The 19,009-nt window shown below is 67.3% G+C and carries 20 protein-coding genes; 13 read left to right on the top strand and 7 right to left on the bottom strand.

The window, feature by feature from the left end; translation table 11 throughout:
- Positions 1-23: 23 nt before the first annotated feature.
- Positions 24-1,217: an oxalate decarboxylase family bicupin gene (locus tag FFI87_RS22220; RefSeq protein WP_409995119.1), complete on the bottom strand. Its 1,194-nt coding sequence runs from the start codon at positions 1,215-1,217 to the stop codon at positions 24-26.
- Between FFI87_RS22220 and FFI87_RS35375 the strand changes: the two genes are divergently transcribed.
- The 10 genes from FFI87_RS35375 to FFI87_RS22175 all read left to right on the top strand — a co-directional run bounded on the left by FFI87_RS35375 (position 1,105) and on the right by FFI87_RS22175 (position 9,870).
- Entirely contained in the window at positions 1,105-1,392 is a 288-nt protein-coding gene (locus tag FFI87_RS35375) for a hypothetical protein (RefSeq protein ID WP_409995123.1), read from the top strand. The genes FFI87_RS22220 and FFI87_RS35375 overlap by 113 nt on opposite strands.
- 504 nt (positions 1,393-1,896) lie before the next feature.
- On the top strand, positions 1,897-2,781 hold the full coding sequence (gene sapR / locus FFI87_RS22215) for a sap1 transcriptional regulator SapR (protein ID WP_012366240.1): 885 nt from the start codon (positions 1,897-1,899) through the stop codon (positions 2,779-2,781).
- A gap of 14 nt (positions 2,782-2,795) precedes the next feature.
- Complete coding sequence (gene ddpX / locus FFI87_RS22210; RefSeq protein WP_012366241.1) at positions 2,796-3,359, top strand: D-alanyl-D-alanine dipeptidase; 564 nt, start codon at positions 2,796-2,798, stop codon at positions 3,357-3,359.
- An 82-nt stretch (positions 3,360-3,441) separates the two neighbouring features.
- A complete protein-coding gene (locus FFI87_RS22205) occupies positions 3,442-5,043 on the top strand; it encodes an ABC transporter substrate-binding protein (RefSeq protein ID WP_138848995.1) in 1,602 nt (533 codons plus the stop codon).
- A 10-nt stretch (positions 5,044-5,053) separates the two neighbouring features.
- A complete protein-coding gene (locus FFI87_RS22200; protein ID WP_012366243.1) occupies positions 5,054-6,124 on the top strand; it encodes an ABC transporter permease in 1,071 nt (356 codons plus the stop codon).
- A gap of 66 nt (positions 6,125-6,190) precedes the next feature.
- Complete coding sequence (gene nikC / locus FFI87_RS22195; protein ID WP_012366244.1) at positions 6,191-7,105, top strand: nickel transporter permease; 915 nt, start codon at positions 6,191-6,193, stop codon at positions 7,103-7,105.
- A 1-nt stretch (position 7,106) separates the two neighbouring features.
- On the top strand, positions 7,107-8,021 hold the full coding sequence (locus FFI87_RS22190) for an ABC transporter ATP-binding protein (protein WP_138848996.1): 915 nt from the start codon (positions 7,107-7,109) through the stop codon (positions 8,019-8,021).
- A complete protein-coding gene (locus tag FFI87_RS22185) occupies positions 8,018-8,779 on the top strand; it encodes an ABC transporter ATP-binding protein (RefSeq protein ID WP_012366246.1) in 762 nt (253 codons plus the stop codon). Before FFI87_RS22190 ends, FFI87_RS22185 begins: the two co-directional genes overlap by 4 nt.
- Before the next feature lie 144 nt (positions 8,780-8,923).
- On the top strand, positions 8,924-9,178 hold the full coding sequence (locus FFI87_RS22180) for a GlsB/YeaQ/YmgE family stress response membrane protein (RefSeq protein ID WP_011659025.1): 255 nt from the start codon (positions 8,924-8,926) through the stop codon (positions 9,176-9,178).
- Between the two features lie 356 nt (positions 9,179-9,534).
- A complete protein-coding gene (locus tag FFI87_RS22175) occupies positions 9,535-9,870 on the top strand; it encodes a type 1 fimbrial protein (protein WP_138848997.1) in 336 nt (111 codons plus the stop codon).
- 22 nt (positions 9,871-9,892) lie between these two features.
- Here the strand turns inward: FFI87_RS22175 and FFI87_RS22170 are convergent, their stop codons facing one another.
- The 3 genes from FFI87_RS22170 to FFI87_RS22160 form a co-directional block, all read right to left on the bottom strand.
- Positions 9,893-10,765, bottom strand: a complete 873-nt coding sequence (locus FFI87_RS22170) for a LysR substrate-binding domain-containing protein (RefSeq protein WP_138848998.1) — start codon at positions 10,763-10,765, stop codon at positions 9,893-9,895.
- Between the two features lie 124 nt (positions 10,766-10,889).
- Positions 10,890-11,789 carry a class A beta-lactamase gene (gene bla, locus FFI87_RS22165; protein WP_138848999.1) on the bottom strand — a complete coding sequence of 300 codons (900 nt, stop codon included), beginning with the start codon at positions 11,787-11,789 and terminating at the stop codon, positions 10,890-10,892.
- A 208-nt stretch (positions 11,790-11,997) separates the two neighbouring features.
- Positions 11,998-12,837, bottom strand: coding sequence for a peptidoglycan DD-metalloendopeptidase family protein (locus tag FFI87_RS22160; RefSeq protein WP_138849000.1), 840 nt, complete (start codon positions 12,835-12,837; stop codon positions 11,998-12,000).
- Positions 12,838-13,374: 537 nt separating this feature from the next.
- Here FFI87_RS22160 and FFI87_RS22155 point away from each other — a divergent pair.
- Both FFI87_RS22155 and FFI87_RS22150 read left to right on the top strand, forming a co-directional pair.
- Positions 13,375-14,271 carry a LysR substrate-binding domain-containing protein gene (locus tag FFI87_RS22155; RefSeq protein WP_012366251.1) on the top strand — a complete coding sequence of 299 codons (897 nt, stop codon included), beginning with the start codon at positions 13,375-13,377 and terminating at the stop codon, positions 14,269-14,271.
- Between the two features lie 60 nt (positions 14,272-14,331).
- Entirely contained in the window at positions 14,332-14,718 is a 387-nt protein-coding gene (locus FFI87_RS22150; protein WP_012366252.1) for an ester cyclase, read from the top strand.
- A 36-nt stretch (positions 14,719-14,754) separates the two neighbouring features.
- On the opposite strand, the gene FFI87_RS22145 is transcribed toward FFI87_RS22150, so the two are convergent.
- Entirely contained in the window at positions 14,755-15,495 is a 741-nt protein-coding gene (locus FFI87_RS22145) for a sulfite exporter TauE/SafE family protein (RefSeq protein ID WP_186381759.1), read from the bottom strand.
- Between the two features lie 143 nt (positions 15,496-15,638).
- Positions 15,639-16,655, bottom strand: coding sequence for an aldo/keto reductase (locus FFI87_RS22140; protein WP_012366254.1), 1,017 nt, complete (start codon positions 16,653-16,655; stop codon positions 15,639-15,641).
- 136 nt (positions 16,656-16,791) lie between these two features.
- Between FFI87_RS22140 and FFI87_RS22135 the strand changes: the two genes are divergently transcribed.
- Complete coding sequence (locus FFI87_RS22135; protein ID WP_138849002.1) at positions 16,792-17,703, top strand: LysR family transcriptional regulator; 912 nt, start codon at positions 16,792-16,794, stop codon at positions 17,701-17,703.
- Positions 17,704-17,750: 47 nt separating this feature from the next.
- Here the strand turns inward: FFI87_RS22135 and FFI87_RS22130 are convergent, their stop codons facing one another.
- On the bottom strand, positions 17,751-18,905 hold the full coding sequence (locus FFI87_RS22130) for a porin (protein ID WP_012366256.1): 1,155 nt from the start codon (positions 18,903-18,905) through the stop codon (positions 17,751-17,753).
- Positions 18,906-19,009: the final 104 nt, after the last annotated feature.

Below are 19,009 nucleotides of genomic sequence, written 5' to 3'. Positions count from 1 at the left end.
GCCGCTTGCCGGCCGCTGCGGCGTTACAGCGGCACGACGTCCGGACGATTGCGCGGAAACCGCGCGAGCACGTCAGGCGCGATATTCAGGTGTGCCTCGACGAGCTTCGGCGGGGTGTGCGCGAGCCAGTCGGACAGCGACACCTCCGCATAGCGGTCGGTCTTGAAGATTTCGAGGAACACGAGATCGGAGTTGCCGGTGTTCTGCACGTAGTGTCCGAGGCTCTTTTTTACGTAACCGACGTCGCCCGCGCGGAAGTCTGCCGTCTGCGCCTTCGGCCCGGTGTCGAACACGGTCATCCGCGCTTCGCCCTGCAGGTAGTACTGCCATTCGTCGGCGTTCGGATGCCAGTGCAGCTCGCGCATGCCGCCCGGATGCACGGTGACGAGCGCCGCCGCAATCGTTTGCGATACGTTGAAGTTCGTGCTGTCGGCGATCCGCACCTCGCCGCCGCGCGTCTTCTTGAACGGCTTCATCGCGCCGAGCGAGAAGATGAACGGATGCGGCGGCGCACCGGCCGAAGACGCGGCCGCACGCTGGGCGTCCGCGAGCGGCCCCGGCTCGTCGCCCTGAAAGATCCACAGGTTGTCGAGCGGAATGTTCTTGAACGCGTCGGCCGGTACGCCGAAGTTGAGCGCGAGCACGTCCGGCGGCGTATGCGCGACCCAGTCGGTCAGCAGCAGCGTGTTGAATTCGGACGCGCGGCCGTTGTCGAAGGCGAGCATGAATTCGGCGCCGTCGGTGCCGATTCCCTGCAGCGAGTGCGGCAGGCCGGGCGGGAAATACCAGAGGTCGCCGGTTTTCACGTCCTGCACCGACGGGCGTCCCAGTTCGTCGAGCACGGTAATCCGGCAGCGGCCGTCGAGCATGATTGCCCATTCGGCCTGCTGGTGCCAATGCATCTCGCGAATGCCGCCGCGCGTCAATCGCATGTTCACGCCGGAAATGGTTTCCGAAATCGCGAAATCGTCCTGCGTGACTTCGCGTGCCCATCCGCCGTTTTGAATACGTTTATGCGCGTTATTGAATGACGCCCAGAATAACGGCATGCCGTTGATATCGGTGGCCGGCGGATCCTGGAAAGACGGGAATTGATTCGCCAATGTGGGATTCTTCGGCCCCGGATCGGTCAATCCCTGCTTGTTGCGCGCGTTTATCGCCCCTTCCGGCGGGCTGTCCGGATTGCCGAACGAAGCCGCCTTGGCCGTTACCGCAATGCCCGCGGCGGCAATCGCGCCGGCTGTACTCGTCAACATCCTGCGTCGAGAAAGATTCGTCATGGTTCCCTCTTCACCATTTCAATTAATCGAATATTCACTACCGACGTTCACCGCTTTTTCGTTTTTCGAAAATCGGCATGCCGTGACGCAAGTTAAATACAAGTCGACTTAAAAATTAAATGAATTATTAACCTGAATTAATGAGTAAAGGTGATCGAGTCGGGGTTTTGTAATTATTGCGGCGCAAGGACGTGAGCTGCGATGTCGGTGCCGACAAGCCAGTTGGTTTGCTGCGCACACGACCGCCGGGGCGCGGCGCAGTCCGATCTCGGCGCAAGCGCACTCGCTAGTACTGCCATCTATTCGCATCGCTTATCAACTGAGCAGACGAGATACTCGCCAACCGACGCGCAAGCATTGCAAGCGCCCCAGCATGCTCGTCCTGCGGTTCAGCTACGGGGGCATGTCGATGAAGCGCAGTGCGGCGAATGTCGGGCCGCTCGGGAGGTTGCAAGCGCCCCATCAATCGGCAAATGGCTGGGCCGGCGCGGGGCGTACGTCCGTGGACAGGCTATTCGCAGCGCCGATCGCATAGCTTTTTTTATCTGGCGTCGCTTTTTTTGGCTCTGTCAGATAGATGACATTCGTTCCGCAAACGACAAAGATCTAACAGTCGATGACCTGCGCCTTCGCCCGTACCGTCGAATCCCGCTTTGCCGAGCTGACGCCGACGGCCAAGCGCATCGCGAGCTACATGCTCGCGAACCTCGACCGGCTGGGGCTCGAGACGGCCGACCAGATCGCGCAGCAGGCCGGCACCAGCGGGATTTCGGTCGGGCGCTTCCTGCGCAGCGTCGGCTACCGCAACCTCGACGACCTGAAACGCGAGTTGCGCGGCGGCGCCGACCGGCCGTGGATGATCACCGACCGCCTCGACGAATACCGCCGCACCAACGGCACCCCCGGCCCCCAGGCGGCCGCCACCAACAGCAGCGACCGCGCGCTCGCGTCGTCGCTCGATCGCGAACTCGACGCGATCCGCCACGTGTACCGGCTCGCCGAGGAACCGGTGTTCGCGCAGGTCGCGGACCGGATCGCGCATGCCGACGCGGTATTCATCCTCGGCATCCAGTCGACCCGCGGCATCAGCAATGCGTTCAGCAGCTATCTCGAGTACCTGCGCCCGCGTGTGTTCTATTCGGACGGTCAGTCGGGCTCGTACGTCGACTCGCTGAATTCCGAGTTCGAGCGGCCGTATTGCATCGTCACCGACGTGCGCGCCTATTCGCGCAGCGCGCGCCGCTATTGCCAGGCGGCCGCCGAGCGCGGCCAGCCGTTCGCGCTGGTCACCGATCTCTATTGCCCGTGGGCACGCGAATGGCCGGCCGACCTGCTGCAGGTAAAGACCGACGTCGGCCAGTTCTGGGATTCGCTCGCGCCGCTCACCTGCCTGTTCAACCTGCTGATCACCGCCGTGGTCGATCGCCTCGGTCCCGCGATCGACCGACGCGTCGCGCGCAACCGCGAACTGCAGCACACGTTCGACCAATTCGAATCCTGAGCACCCGACTGCCGATGAATCCGCCCCGCCTCGTCGAAATCACGCCCGCCACGCATCGCGTCGAGATCGATCTCGTCTACGCGACCGAGCGCAACCTGACCGGCAAGCCGATCTATCGCCGCGCGCACTGTCTCCTGCTCGAACCGGCCGAGGCCGCGCTGCGCCGTGCGGTCGACGTCGCCGCGCAGGCCGGCTTCACGCTGCGCATCTACGACGCGTACCGGCCGCCGCAGGCGCAGCAGGTGCTGTGGGATTTCCTGCCCGATCCGAACTTCATCGCCGATCTCGGCCGCGGCTCGAATCACAGCCGCGGCACCGCGCTCGACCTGACGCTCGTCGGCACGCACGGCGAGCCGCTCGACATGGGCACCGGCTTCGACGAGATGGTGGCCGCATCGGGCCACTTCCACGCGGGCTTGCCCGAGCAGGTGCAACGCAACCGGCTGCTGTTGCTCGGCGTGATGCATGCGGCCGGCTTCGCGCATATCGACAGCGAATGGTGGCACTACGAACTGCCCGGATCGCATGCGCTGCCGCCGATCGACAACGCGGCGAGCGGCCCGTGGCGTCTGATGTGACGACGATGCACGTTCCCCTCACCGTTCACCCTCGACAACTTCGACAACCTCAACGATGTCAACGACAGACGGAGAAGCGCCCATGAAACTCCCGACCTTCCGGCTCGTCGCGGCACTGGCCGCCGCGTCCGTTCTCGCCACCGTTCCGCTTCGCGCCGCGCACGCGGAAACGCCGAAGGACATGTTCGTGATGGCCACGCTGCTCGACGAATTCACGACGCTCGATCCCGGCGAGATCTACGAACTGGTGCCGGAGGAATACGTCGCGAACACCTACGACCGGCTCGTGCGCGTCGACCTGCGCGATCCGTCGAAATTCAACGGCGATGTCGCGCAGTCGTGGACGGTGAGCCCCGACGGGCTGACCTACACGTTCAAGCTGCGCTCGGGCCTCAAGTTCCATTCGGGCAACCCGCTGACGGCCGACGACGTCGCGTGGTCGATCCAGCGCGCGGTGCTGCTCGACAAGGGCCCGGCCGCCGTGCTGACGGGCATCGGCCTCACGAAGGCGAACGTCGCGGCGAACGTGAAGAAGCTCGACGACCAGACGGTATCGATCACGACCGACCACAAATACGCGCCGACCTTCGTGCTGAACGTGCTCGGCTCGTGGCCCGCGTCGGTGGTCGACAGGAAGCTGCTGCTGTCGCACCAGCAGGGCAACGACTTCGGCAACGCATGGCTGAAGACCAACGAGGCCGGCTCCGGCGCCTACAAGCTGGTCAAGTGGAGCGCCGGCGACAGCATCGTGCTGCAGCGCTTCGACGGCTACCGGCTGCCGCTCGCGATGAAGCGCATCGTGCTGCGCCATGTGCCCGAAGCGGCGAGCCAGCGCCTGCTGCTGGAAAACGGCGACGTCGACGCGGCGCGCGACCTGAGCCCCGACGATCTCGCGGCGGTCGTGAAATCCGGCAAGGCGAAGGTCGCGGCATCGCCACAAGCGACGCTGCTGTATCTCGGCCTGAACACGAAGAACCCGACGCTCGCGAAGCCCGACGTACAGGAAGCGCTGAAGTGGCTGGTCGACTATTCCGGCATCCAGGCCAACGTCGTGAAGACGACCTACAAGGTGCACCAGACCTTCCTGCCCGAAGGCTTCCTCGGCACGCTGAAGGCGAACCCGTACAAGCTCGACGTCGCGAAGGCGAAGGCGCTGCTCGCGAAGGCCGGCGTGCCGAACGGCTTCTCCGTGACGATGGACGTGCGCAACGACTATCCGTACACGGAGATCGCGCAGGCCGTGCAGGCGAACTTCGCGCAGGCGGGCGTCAAGGTGCAGCTGATTCCCGGCGACAACAAGCAGACGCTCGCGAAATACCGCGCGCGCCAGCACGACATCTACATCGGCGAATGGTCGGCCGACTACATCGATCCGCACAGCAACGCGCAGGGTTTTGCGTGGAACCCCGACAACTCCGACAAGTCGAGCTATAAAATGCTCGCCTGGCGCAACAGCTGGGACATTCCGCAATTCACGAAGGAGACCGACGCCGCCCTCGCCGAGCCGACCGCCGCGCAACGCGCGCAACGGTATCAGGCGATGCAGAAGGAGATGCTCGCGCGCTCGCCGTTCGTGATCATGTTCGAGAAAGTCGCGCAGGTCGCGACGCGGCCCGGCGTGAGCGGGCTCGAAGTCGGACCGATCAACGATCTCGTGTCGTACCGTAACCTGAAGAAGCCTTAAGATTCGCCGCATGTCGACTCCCGCCTCCTCCCTCGAAGCACTGCGCACGCTGCCCGCGCGGCGCCCGGCCGTGCGCTGGGCGCTGCGCGTGCTGCGCTGGGCGCTCACGCTCGCCGTCACGTTCGCGGGCCTGCTCGCGCTGACGTTCGTGATCGGCCGCAAGGTGCCGATCGATCCCGTGCTCGCGATCCTCGGCGATCGCGCGTCGGCCGAGGCGTACGCGGCCGAGCGCATCGCGCTCGGCCTCGACAAGCCGCTCGTCACGCAATTCCTGATCTACGCGCGCGACGTGCTGCACGGCAATCTCGGCATGTCGCTGCTGACGTCGAACCCGGTGCTCGACGACATCAGGCGCGTCTTCCCCGCCACGCTCGAACTCGCGACGATCGCGACCCTGATCGGCATCGCGCTCGGCGTGCCGCTCGGCGTCGCGGCCGCGGTGCGGCACAACCGGCCGATCGACCACATCGCGCGCTTCGTCGGCCTGATCGGCAATTCCGTGCCGGTGTTCTGGCTCGGGCTGATGGGGCTGCTGCTGTTCTATGCGCGGCTGCACTGGGTAGGCGGCCCCGGCCGGCTCGATCCCGTGTACGACGGCATGGTCGACCCGCGCACCGGCAGCCTGCTGCTCGACTCGGCGCTCGCGGGCGAGTGGGATGTGTTCCGCAATGCGGTGTCGCACATCGCGCTGCCGGCCGCGATCCTCGGCTACTACTCGGTTGCGTACCTGAGCCGGATGACGCGCTCGTTCATGCTCGACCAGCTGAGCCAGGAATACATCGTCACCGCGCGCGCGAAGGGCCTGTCCGAGCGCCGCGTGATCTGGCGGCATGCGTTCGGCAACATCGCGGTGCCGCTGCTCACCGTGATCGCGCTCACATACAGCAACCTGCTCGAAGGCTCGGTGCTGACCGAGATCGTGTTCGCGTGGCCGGGGCTCGGCTCGTACCTGACGGGCGCGCTGCTGAACGCCGACATGAACGCGGTGCTCGGCGCGACGCTCGTGATCGGCGTGATGTTCATCACCGTCAACCTGCTGACCGACGCGCTGTACCGCGTGTTCGATCCGCGTGCGCGCTGAGGGCCGTTTCGACATGACCGCATCCATCCTGCTTCTTTCCCCGTCCATGCCGAAGGTCGTTCGATCATGAATGCCGAGCGTCTCACGCTGCGCGCGTGGCTTCTCTCCGATGCGCCCGCGTCGCGCTCGCAGGCCGCGTTCGGCCTCGCGTACCGCCGCTGGCGCCGCTTCGCGGGCAATCCGCTCAACCTGTTCGGACTGGCGATCCTGGTCGCGCTGATCGTCGTCGCGATCGTCGGCCCGCTGATCATGCCGCACGATCCGCTGCGCCAGGTGCTGTCCGACCGCCTGCTGCCGCCCGGCTCGGCATCGCACTGGCTCGGCACCGACCAGCTCGGCCGCGACATCCTCTCGCGGCTGATCGGCGGCTCGCGCCTCACGCTCGGCATCGCGCTGCTCGTCGTCGTGATCGTCGTGCCGATCGGCCTGATGATCGGCACGACGGCCGGCTATTGCGGCGGCTTCACCGACAGCGTGCTGATGCGCATCACCGACATCGCGCTCGCGTTCCCGAAGATCGTGCTGGCACTCGCGTTCGCGGCCGCGCTCGGGCCGGGCGTGATCAACGCGGTCGTCGCGATCTCGATCACCGCGTGGCCCGCATATGCGCGGCTCGCGCGCGCGGAAACGATCCGCATCGCGCAGGCCGACTACATCCATGCGGCGCGACTGCAAGGCGCATCGGGCCCGCGGATTCTGCTGCGCTACATCGTGCCGTTGTGCATGTCGTCGGTGATCGTGCGCGCGACGCTCGACATGGCCGGCATCATCCTGACCGTCGCGGGCTTGGGCTTCCTCGGCCTCGGCGCGCAGCCACCAAGCCCCGAATGGGGGTTCATGGTCGCATCGGGCCGCAACGTGCTGCTCGACGCGTGGTGGGTCGCGACGCTGCCCGGCGCGGCGATCCTGCTCGTCAGCCTCGCGTTCAACCTGCTCGGCGACGGGCTGCGCGACGTCTTCGATCCGCGTCATGGAGCGTGACATGCCATTGAATTCCGCCAACACCGCCACGCCGCTCTGCGAGATCGACGGCCTGAAGATCGGGTTTCGCGGGCACGACGGCGTCGTGTCCGACGCGGTACGCGACCTGTCGCTGACACTCGCGCCGGGCGAACGGCTCGGCATCGTCGGCGAGTCGGGCTCCGGCAAGTCGCTGACGGGCCGCGCGCTGCTCGGCCTGCTGCCCGACGCCGCACGCTGGTCGGCCCGTACGATGCGCTTCGCGGGCCACGACCTGCTCGCGATGTCGGCCAATGAGCGCCGGCGCCTGTGCGGCAGCCAGATGGGGATGATCCTTCAGGATCCGAAGTATTCGCTGAACCCGGTGATGACCGTCGCGAAGCAGATGGGCGAGGCGTTCCGGCGGCACGAGCCGAAGTTGCGCGGCCGCGCGCTGCGCGAGCGGATCGTCGATGCGCTCGCGGCCGTGCAGATTCGCGATCCGGCGCGCGTGGCCGAAGCGTATCCGCACGAGCTGTCGGGCGGCATGGGCCAGCGCGTGATGATCGCGATGATGGTGTCGACCGGCCCGCGCCTGCTGATCGCCGACGAGCCGACGTCCGCGCTCGACGTCGCAGTGTCGATGCAGGTGCTCGCGGTGCTCGACGCGATGATCGCGCGGCATGGCACGGGCCTGATGTTCATCAGCCACGACCTGCCGCTCGTGATGTCGTTCTGCGATCGCGTCGCGGTGATGTATGCGGGCCGCGTGGTCGAAACCTGCGCCGCGCGCGACCTGCGCGATGCGACGCATCCGTACACGCGCGGGCTGCTCGCGGCGAATCCGCCGCTCGCGAACCCGCCCGACGAACTGCCGGTGCTGCGTCGCGATCCGGCGTGGCTCGACGCCGCTGCGCCCGCGCTGACCGCTCACATACCGCAGGATGCCTCACGATGATCGACGTCGATCACGCCTCGATCCGTTTTCCGACCCGCACGGGTCATGTCGACGCCGTGCGCGATGCGAGCTTCGCGGTGCGCGACGGCGAGGTGTTCGGGCTCGTCGGCGAATCGGGATCCGGCAAGTCGACGCTGCTGCGCGCGCTGACGGGCCTCGTGCCGCTCGCGAGCGGCAGCCTGTCGATCGACGGCCGGCCGGTCGGCGGCACGCCCGAACGCGCATTCCGCCGCCAGGTGCAGATGGTGTTCCAGGATCCGTACGCGTCGCTGCATCCGCGCTTCACGGTCGACCAGACGCTGCGCGAGCCGCTGTCGATCCATGGGATCGACGACGCCGATGCACGGATCGCCCGCGCGCTGTCCGAGGTCGGGCTCGGCCCGACGTTCCGCTTCCGCTATCCGCACCAGTTGTCGGGCGGGCAGCGCCAGCGCGTCGCGATCGCGCGCGCGCTGATCGTCGAGCCGCGCGTGCTGCTGCTCGACGAGCCGACGTCCGCGCTCGACGTATCGGTGCAGGCCGAGATCCTCAATCTGCTGCGCCGCCTGCATCGCGAACGCAACCTGACGATGATCCTCGTGAGCCACAACCTCGCGGTGATCGGCTTCCTGTGCCAGCGCGTCGCGGTGATGCAACACGGCGAGATCGTCGAACAGCTGCGGATCGAGGACGTGCGGACCGGACAGGTCGCACGCGACTACACGCGCACGCTGCTGCGCGCGACCGAAGGCTATCGCCGGCTCGACCCGGTCGCCTGACACGTACATGACGCGCGGGCGTGCGATACTCGGCACGCTCGCACGCTCGCATGCCGGCGTGGGGGTGCCGAGCAATGGAACCCTCGTGCGCCGCGCGGGTCCATGTCTTTTCGTCAACAACTCAACAGCATTAGGGAGGCGTTCATGCTGCAATTCATCGAAACCCTGGTGGTCGGGCTCATCGTCGGCCTCCTCGCCCGCGCGCTCAAGCCCGGCGACGACAAGATGGGCATCCTGATGACCGTCGTGCTCGGCGTCGTCGGCTCGCTCGCCGCAGGCTACATCGGCCGCGCCGCCGGCTGGTATGCGCCGGGCCAGGGCGCAGGCTGGATCGCGTCGATCATCGGCGCGATCGTGCTGCTCGTGGTCGTCGGCGCGGTGCGCAAGCGCGCAGGCTGATCGCCACATCTCGCTGCGATGCGATACGGCCGCTCGTCATGAGCGGCCGTTTTCGTTTGGGATCGCGAATCACCGGATCGGCGGCTCGTTGAGTCCTCAACGATCGAGCGGCGGCCTCCGCAGCCATCTCCGCCCTTCCCGCCAGCGTACGCCCCCGGCAATACCCTGCCTTGCGCCCCCACAAATTTGAGATAAATTGATTGGAGGAATACGGCGTCGTTTGCCTATGTCCGTTATTTCCGATTTTTCATTCAAGAGGACCGATGGATTTGCCGTTTACGCATACAGCATCGCAGCGTTGACGGACTGCCATTCGAGCGGCCCGGCTGCGACGCGCTTGCCCTCTGGAGCCCGTCATGAAGCATCGCCCGTTTGCCGCCTCGGTTGTCCTGGCTGTCTCGCTTCTTGCCTCGTCCTCGTCATTTTCCGCCGGCGCGACCGGCATCATCCACTTCACCGGCATGATCGTCGAACCACCGTGCTCGTTCGCACTCGACACGGCCGACGTCGTGCATGCGCATGTGCGCCCCGACTGCCCGCGCCCGGCCACGGGCCAAATCGCGTTCGTCGACGCGGCCAGCCTGCGCACGATCAAGACCACGAACTTTACGCAGGCCTCGCGCGCAATCGTTTTACCTGGCCGTCCGGGCAACGCGCCTGCGCGAATGATCGCGGTCGTCTCCTACCAGTGAGACGTGCTGCCGGAGCGTCGTATCAGTCGCGATGACGGGCGATCCAGTCGCTGAATGCGCGGATCTTCTGCTGGCTGGCGAGGTTCTCCGGATAGACGAAAAAGTAGCGGGCGCCGGTCTCGAGCACAATGTCGAACGGCCGTTCGAGCCGGCGCGCACTGACGTCGTCGTCGACGAGCGTCACGTCGCCGATCGCGACGCCGAAGCCCTGCGTCGCCGCGTTGGTCGCGAGGTCGAGCGTATCGAAGGTCGGCCCGCGCTCCGCATCGACCGCGCGCTCGCCCGCGTAATCGAGCCACGCGCGCCAGTCGCGATGGTCGCGCGTCGGATGCAGCAGCGTATGGCGCGCGAGATCGCCGACCGCATCGAGCGGTGCGGCCTGTCGCAACTCGGGTGCGCACACCGGCGTCAACCGCTCGTCGAACAGCGGCAGCGCGCACACGCCGGCGCCCGGCGACGTGCCGTAGACGACCGCCGCATCGAACGGCTCGGTCGAGAAATCGACGACGTGCTGCCACGCGGTCGTGATCTGCACATGGAGATCGGGATGCTCGCCCTGGAAGCGCATGATCCGCGGCAGCATCCAGCGCATCACGCAGGTCGGCACCTTCAGCGCGAGATCGGTGCGCTGCCGCGTGAGCTTCATCGAGATGTCCTCGATCCGCGAAAAGCTCTCGTCGACCACCGGCAGCAATTGCTCGCCCTCCGCCGTCAGCGTGAGGCCCTTCGCGTGCCGCTTGAACAACGGGAATCCGTAATGCGCTTCGAGCGTCTGGATCTGCCGGCTGACCGCGCCTTGCGTGAGACACAGCTGCTCGGCCGCGCGCGTGAAGCTGCGGTGGCGGGCCACGGTCGAGAAGATCTGCAGCGCGTGCAGGGGCGGAAGTCGGCGCATGACGAGGCGGGTAAACGAAACAACCGCGCCGAAGCACGGCGCGGCAAGGCCGCGCGCCGGCACCGGCGCGCGCTGATCGACACGATAAGCCAAACGCCGGCTTTACGCGAGGTGCGTCGGACGCTCAGGCCGTTGCGGTGAGCGCGCCCGTCGCGATGCGCGCCGCCGACGCGACGACATCCGCGCGTGCCGCCGCGTCGGCACGCGGCTGCGTGAACGACACGGCCAGCACGATAGGCGCGCGCGACGGCGGCCACAGCACGGCGACGTCGGTCGTCGTGCCGTAGCCGCCGGTGCCAGCCTTGTCCGCGACACGCCAGCCGGGCGGCACGCCGGCCGCGATCGCGGTCGCGCCGCGCGCGCCGCCGGTCATCCATTCGGTGAGTTGCGCACGCTGCGCCTCGCGCAGCGTATCGCCGAGCAGCAGCTGCTGCAGCAGGTCGACCATCGCGACCGGCGTCGACGTATCGCGCTCGTCACCGGGCGCGGCCAGGTTCAGTTCGGGTTCCCAGCGGTCGAGCCGGAACACGGTGTCGCCGCTTTCATGCGCGAACGACGTGACGGCCTGCGGGCCGCCGAGCACGCGCATCAGCAGGTTGCCGGCGCCCTTGTCGCCCGACTGCAGCATCGCCGCGCACAGCTGCGCGATCGTCATCCCCGTGTCGACATGACTTTCCGTCACCGGCGAGCCGGCCACGACTTCATAGCGGCGATACAGGATGCGGCGCGGCAGCAGCGATGCGTCGAGCGAACCGCGCGCGAGGATCGCGGCGGCCGCAACGACCGCATAGGTGCCGCACAGCGGGAAGCGCTCGCGCGCGTGATGCGCGATGCGCGTGCCGTTCGACGTATCGAGTACGGCGATACCGAGCCGGCCGTTCGATGCCTTTTCGAGCGCGGCGAGTTCGGCCTGGGCGGCATGGGCGTGCACCTGGTCGGCGACGGGCGCCGACGAGCACGCGGCGACGAATGGCGCGGCGACGGCGGCGAGCAACAGCGAGCGGCGTGTCGGAGAATATTCCATGGATGAGTGGTGTTCTGTCGGAAACGGTGGCACGGAGCAACGTACGCATCGTCGATACGCACGCGTTCACGCCGACGGCCAGCTCGCGACGGCATGGGCCGCGCATCCCCCAAAGACGACCGTCGGCCCCGCGGACGCGGGACTCGCATGAACAAACAGGCCCTAGCGTAGCAGCGAGCGCGGCCGCGTTCCAGCGACGCGGCCCGCTTCAGCCTTGCGACGAAGGCAGGTACGGCATCGGATTGACGGGCTTGCCGTCGCGCCGCACCTCGAACAGCAGCGCGACACGCGAGTTGTCGAGGTCGCCCATTTCGGCGATCTCGTCGCCCTGGCGCACGATGTCGCCGGTCTTCACGAGCAGCTTGCGGTTGTGCGCATAGGCGGTCAGGAAATCGGCGTTGTGCTGGACGATGATCAGGCTGCCGTAATCGTTCAGGCCGGTGCCCGCATACATCACGCGGCCGTCGGCCGCCGCGCGGACCGGGTCGCCCGGGCGGCCGGCGATCTGGATGCCGCGGTTCTGCCCCGGCCGGAACGCGTCGACGATCTTGCCCCGCGCGGGCCACGTGAGCGCCACCCCGCCCGCATGCCGCTTGGTTTCCTTCACGACCTGCCGGTCGCTCGCCGTCGACGCGCTCGCCTGGCCCGCGCCCGTCGAACTATTCGCGGCGACCTGCGTGCCGACGCTCGCCGCCGGCGCCTGCAACGGCTGCGGCCGGACGATGCGCAGCACCTGCCCCATGCGCAGCTTGCCGCGCCCGTCGAGCTTGTTCCAGGTGCGCAAGTCGGCGACGCTGCAATCGTTCGCGGACGCGATCCCCGACAGCGAGTCGCCGCGTTTCACCACGTACTTCTGTGCAACGAGAATCGGCGCAGGCGGCGGCGTCGCAGGCGTGGCCGCGCGCGCGGCGGCAGGCTGGCCCGACGGCGCGCCCGCCAGCGTGTCGCTCGGCGGGACGGGCGGCGCGCTGGCACAACCGGCCATCACGAGCACCGCGGCCAGGCCCGACAGCCACGCCGACGTGCGGCAAATCTCGTGCAGTTTCATGGACGATCGACTCCGGTTTGACAATCTTTCAAGCATCTCAAAAACGGAACGGCCGACGTGTAACCGGATGCAAACAATGATGACAAACGATCACGCGCCGGGCGTCGGCAGACGCTTGTTACCGGTAATACGGTCGAATTCGGAAAAACTTGACGGCTTTGGGCGACCGATGCGGCAAAAATTTCGCATCACGCCATTATTTCGAACGGCTTTCGATGCGCGCGTGGCCGCAGCGGACAGCCGAGCCGCCCCGCGCCGCCCGCCCGATCAGCGCAGCCAGTCGACCAACTCCGCGCACGCCCACGCGACACCGATGCACAGGAACAGCACGTGCAACGCGATCTTGAACGACACGCCCCACGACGAATCGATCCGCATGACAGTCTCCTCCGGTGATATGCGGCCATGATCCGGCTTCGATCCCGCCCCGAAAATGCGGAAGCGGCGAACGGCGCCTCAAGCCCAGCCTGAGACCGGCGCGACGGTTCCTGCTAACGTATCGGCCATTCCAATCGTTACGCGCCCCCTGCTCCCACCATGCGCTTCGACCTGACCGACCTGCGGCTCTTCCTGAACATCTGCGAGGCCGGCACGATCACGGGCGGCGCCGAGCGCACCCACATCACGCTGCAGGCCGCGAGCGAGCGGATCCGCGGGATGGAGGACGAACTCGGCGTGCCGCTGCTGCACCGGGCCAAGTCGGGCACCCAGGTGACCGACGCCGGCCGCGCGCTCGAGCACCACGCGCGCACGGTGCTGCAGCAGATCGACCACATGCGCGGCGAATTGCAGCAATACGGCCAGGGGCTGCGCGGGCATATCCGGCTGCTGTGCAACACGGCGTCGCTGAGCGAATACCTGCCCGACGCGCTCGCCGCGTATCTGCCGCATCATCCGAAACTGTCGATCAGCGTGGAGGAGCGCTCGAGCCAGGAGATCGTCCATGCGATCCGGAACAGGACGGCCGAGGTCGGCATCGTCGCCGATTCGGTCGGGCTCGGCGGGCTCGAACAGAAGCCGTTCCGCGAGGACTGGCTGATCGCGGTCGTGCCGGCCGGGCATCCGCTCGCCGCGCGCGACAAGGTCGCGTTCGACGAGATCGCCGATGCGGATTTCATCGGGCTGACCGACGGCAGCGCGCTGCAGGTCCATCTCGCGGACCAGGCGCGTGCGCTCGGCAAGCGGATTCGCTACCGTGTGCAGTTGAAGAGTTTCGATGCGATCTGCCGCGTAATCGAAAGCGGCGTGGGTATCGGCATCGTGTCGCGCCATGCGGCCGAGCGCGCGATGCAGACGATGGACGTGCGGCTCGTCGAGCTGTCCGACGCGTGGAGCCACCGCAAGCTGACGCTCTGCGCGCGATCGTTCGATGCGCTGCCGAAATACACGCAGGCGTTCGTGTCGTATCTGTCGGGCGAGACACCGCCGCGCTGAACGGCGCGCACCATCACCATCCGGAACCACCGCGCGAAACATGAGGAGGAAACCGCAGCCATGACCGCAACTGACCTCGCGATGCGCTACCGCGCATACATCGACTGCCTGAACCGGCAGGACTGGGCGGCACTCGGCCAGTACGTCGCCGACAACGTGATCCACAACGACCGGCCGCTCGGCCTGGCCGGTTACCGCGCGATGCTGGAGCAGGATTTCCGCGACATTCCGGATCTCCATTTCGAAATCCGGCTGCTCGTGTGCGAACCGCCGCGCGTCGCCTGCCGGCTTCGCTTCGCCTGTGCACCGAAAGGGACCTTCATGGGGCTCGCCGTGGACGGCACGCGCGTCACGTTCGCCGAGAACGTGTTCTACGAATTTCACGATGGCAGGATCCGGCAGGTCTGGTCCGTGATCGACAAGGCCGCGATCGAAGCGCAGCTGTGACGATGCGGGCCGTCCCGATACGGGCCGTCCCGATCCTCACCGCAATCCGGTCACGGCCATGTAAGCACCGAGCGCGATCATCCCGACGAAGAAGCAGCGCTTGAACGCCTGCTCGCTCATCACGCGCCGCGCGTATTGCCCGCCGACCATTCCCGCGAGCGCCGGCACGAGCGCCAGCGCCGATACGCCGAGGTCGACGGTCTGCAGCGCGCCCGTCACGCGCAACTGCAGGCCGAGCGCGATCGTCGACGCGGTAAACGACAGCCCGAGCGCCTGGATCAGCTCGTCCTTCGACAAGCGCAGCGCCTGCAGGTACGGCACGGCCGGCACGACGAACACGCCGGTCGCGGCCGTCACGACGCCCGTCAGGTAGCCGACTGCGGCCGACAGCCACTTCTCGTGACGCCCGGGCGCGGGTAGCCGCGCGGCGGCAAGCCCCCAGCAGCCGTATGCGACCAGTACGATGCCGAGCGCCGCGTGCGTCCACGTACTGCCGGCCGCGAGCGCTGGCAGCCCGCCCGTCAGCGTGCCGATCGTCAGGCCGGCGAGCAGCGGCCACAGACGTCGCAGCAACGGGCCGAACGCCGGGCCGAGCCACAACTGCCACACATTGGTGATGAACGACGGCACGAGCAGCAGGCTCGCGGCGGCCGATGGCGGCATCGCGAGCGTCAGCAGCCCCATCGCGATCGTCGGCAACCCGAGGCCGATCATGCCCTTGACTGCGCCGGCCAGCAGAAAGACCAGCACGATGATCGTCAGCGTATGAATTTGCATGGAAGGCATTCCGTCCGGTCGAATACGGCGCCGATGGTGAACCACCGTGCCACCGCCCGCCATCTGGTTTTGCCTGAGGCTGGCTCGGGCCCGTCCATCCGGGCCCGTTCGCCCTGACCCCGCCATGCGCGCCGCCCGGGCGCTCACGCGCCGTGGGCCGGCCCCCGTCCCTGCTCGCTGTCGAGGTGCGCCATCTGCGAGGCCGGATAACGCTCGCCGGCAGCCGCCCCGGCGGGAACCGCCGCTTCGATGCGAGCGAGATCATCGACCGTTAGTTGCAACTCAGGGGCGCGTACTGCGTCCTGAAGCTGGGTGCGCTTGCGCGCGCCGACCAGCGGCACGATGTCGTCGCCGCGCGACAGCACCCATGCGATCGCGACCTGCGCCGGATTGCTGCCCTTCTCGTTCGCGATCGCGCGCAGTGCGTCGACCAGCGCGAGGTTGTGCGCGAGATTCTCGCCCTGGAAACGCGGGCTGGCCGCGCGGAAATCGCGCTCGCCCTGCCGTGCCGCGCTCCAGCCGCCGCCGAGCAGCCCGCGCGACAACACGCCGTACGCCGTCACGCCGATCCCGAGTTCGCGGCACACAGGCAGGATGTCCGCCTCGATTCCGCGCGACAGCAGCGAGTACTCGATCTGCAGGTCGGCGATCGGCGCGACGGCCGCCGCGCGGCGGATCGTGTCGGCGCCGAGCTCCGACAGGCCGATATGGCGCACATAGCCAGCCTTCACGAGATCGGCGATCGCGCCGACCGTCTCCTCGATCGGCACCGCCGGATCGACGCGCGCCGGCCGGTAGATGTCGATATGGTCGGTGCCGAGCCGCTTCAGCGAATACGCGACGAAGTTCCGGATCGCCTCCGGCCGCGCGTCGTAGCCGGCGAACGCGCCGGCCGGATCGCGCAGCGCGCCGAACTTCACGCTGATCAGCACCTGGTCGCGCGTCCGGCCGCGCAGCGCGTCGCGGATCAGCATCTCGTTGTCGCCCATCCCGTAGAAGTCGCCGGTATCGAGCAACGTGATCCCGCTGTCGAGCGCCGCATGCAGCGTCGCGATGCTTTCGTCGCGATCGGCCGGCCCGTAGAAATCCGACATCCCCATGCAGCCGAGTGCGATCGCCGAAACCCGCGGGCCCGTGCGGCCCAGTTGACGCTTGTCCATGTCCGTTTCCTTGCGGTGGTGAGTGAATGAACCGGATTCTCGGCGCATTGCGGCGCGCGATAAACGCGAAACGCGCAACCAAATCATTCGACGCTGATTAACAATGGAGGCTATTCCCCCTCCGTACCCATCCCGCATGGACCATCTGCATGCAATGCGCATCTTTGCGCGCGTCGCCCACCTCGGCAGCTTCACGAAAGCGGCCGAACAGCTGCAATTGCCACGCCCCACCGTCAGCAATGCCGTCCAGTATCTGGAGAAGCACCTGCGCGTGCGGCTGCTGCAACGGACCACCCGGCGCGTCGCGCTGACCGCCGAGGGCGCCACCTACTACGAGCGCTGTACGCGGCTGCTGGCCGATCTCGACGATGCCGAGACGCTGTTCGACGACGCCGGTGCGGCGCCGCGCGGCGTGATCCGCGTCGACCTGCCCGAACGCTTCGCGCTGAACAAGGTGATTCCTGCGCTGCAGGATTTCCACGCACGCTATCCCGACCTGCGCGTGGTGCTCAGCACGACCGACCGCTTCGTCGACCTCGTCGCCGACGGCATCGACTGCGCGGTGCGGGTCGGCGTGCTGTCGGACACGTCGCTGGTCGCACGGCGCATCGGCGAGCTCTCGCAGATCAATTGCGCGTCGCCCGCGTATCTCGCGCGGTACGGCACGCCACGCTCGCCGGACGATCTGCCCGACCACGTCGCGGTCGGTTATTTCTCGAGCCGCACGGGCCGCGAGCTCGACTGGGAATATGCGGACATGGATACGGGCGCGCCGCAGACCGTGAAGATGCGCAGCGTCGTCGCGGTGAACAGCTCGCAGGCGTATCTCGCGTGCTGTCTCGCGGGACTGGGATTGATCCAGGCGCCGCGCGAGGGGCTCGCGCCGCTGCTCGAGGACGGCTCGCTGGTCGAGGTGCTGCCGGAATGGCATGCCGAGCCGCTGCCGGTGTCGGTCGTGTTCCCGAACAGCCGGCATCTGGCGCCGCGGGTGCGGATCTTCGTCGACTGGCTCGCGGACACGCTCGGCGACATGCACCCGGCCGAATGACCGCAGCCGGCGCCGGGGCGATCAGGCTCCGGCCCGATGTCGCGCGCTCAGAACTTGTGGCGGATCGCGGCGCGCACCGCGAACTGGTTCGACGACGACGACGGGCCGTCCGTCCCGACCACGTAGCCGCCGTCGGCCGCGGTGCCCGTCTTGTCGCCGGCGACTTTCTGCCATGCGCCCTGCAGATAGACGTCGGTACGCTTGGACAGGCTGTAGTCGGCCATCAGCCCGACGGTATGGTATTTCGGCTTGAACGAGCCGGTCGCGGCGTCGAACTTGCCGTCCGTGTACACGTACTGCGCGCCGAGATAGAAATCGGACGTGAGCTGGTACTTGCCGTTGATCTCGAAGTTCTGGAACTTCGTCGCGGTCAGCCCGAGGCCCGAGAACGTCGACGCCGGCAGGTAGACGGTCGACACCGGGTTCTTCACGTCGGTCTTCGTATAGACGAAGCCGACCGTCGCCGGGCCGAACGTATAGTTGATGCCGCCGCCGAAGATGCGCAGGCGGTCGGCGACGAAATTCGCGTCGTCGGCCGCGATCGCGCCCGCGTTGCCGACGCCCGGGCTGTTCGCCTGCAGATACGCGGCCGCGACCTGCAGCCCGGCGAGCGAATACTGCGCACCGAGGCTGTACTGGCGGTTGGTCGCGAAGCCCGTGCTGTTGCTGAAGCTGTAGGTGCCGCCGAACGACAGCCCGTTCCAGTCGGGGCTCGCGTACTTGACCGTGTTGTTGACGCGGAACGAGTTGTCCGTGTTGTCGTTGTCGAACGGGTGCGAGAACAGCGTGCCGCCCCAGTTGCCGTTCGCGGTCAGCGGCGCGAGATAGTCGACGACGGAATCGTACTGGCGGCCGAAGGTGAGCGTGCCGAAACGCGACGCGCTCAGCCCGACGAACGCCTGGCGGCCGAACATCCGGCCGCCCTGGTTGAACCGGCCGTTGTTCACGTCGAAGCCGTTTTCCAGCGTGAAGATCGCCTTCAGGCCCCCGCCCAGTTCCTCGCTGCCCTTCAGGCCCCAGCGGCTGCCCTGCGCATAGCCGCTCGCCAGCTGGTAATCCGTTTTTCCGACTCCATGCACATTCACGTTGTTCGTGTAGTTGAAGCCTTCGTCGATCAGGCCGTACAGCGTCACGCTGTCCTGCGCGAAGGCCGGCGCGGCGAACGCTGCCAGCGCGGCGGCAAAAATGACGTGCTTCTTCATGACGGATTCTCCGGAGCCGTTGCCGGGCAGGCGTTGCGCCCGGCGCTTGTTTCGTCTGTTTTATAGAGGTGGCCCGCAGGGCGGACTGCGCGGTGTGCGGCCGC

This window comes from Burkholderia sp. KBS0801 (genome assembly GCF_005937855.2).
GTDB lineage: Bacteria > Pseudomonadota > Gammaproteobacteria > Burkholderiales > Burkholderiaceae > Burkholderia > Burkholderia ambifaria.
Note: the sequence above shows the minus strand (reverse complement) of the source record. Positions and strands in the feature narration are given on the sequence as shown.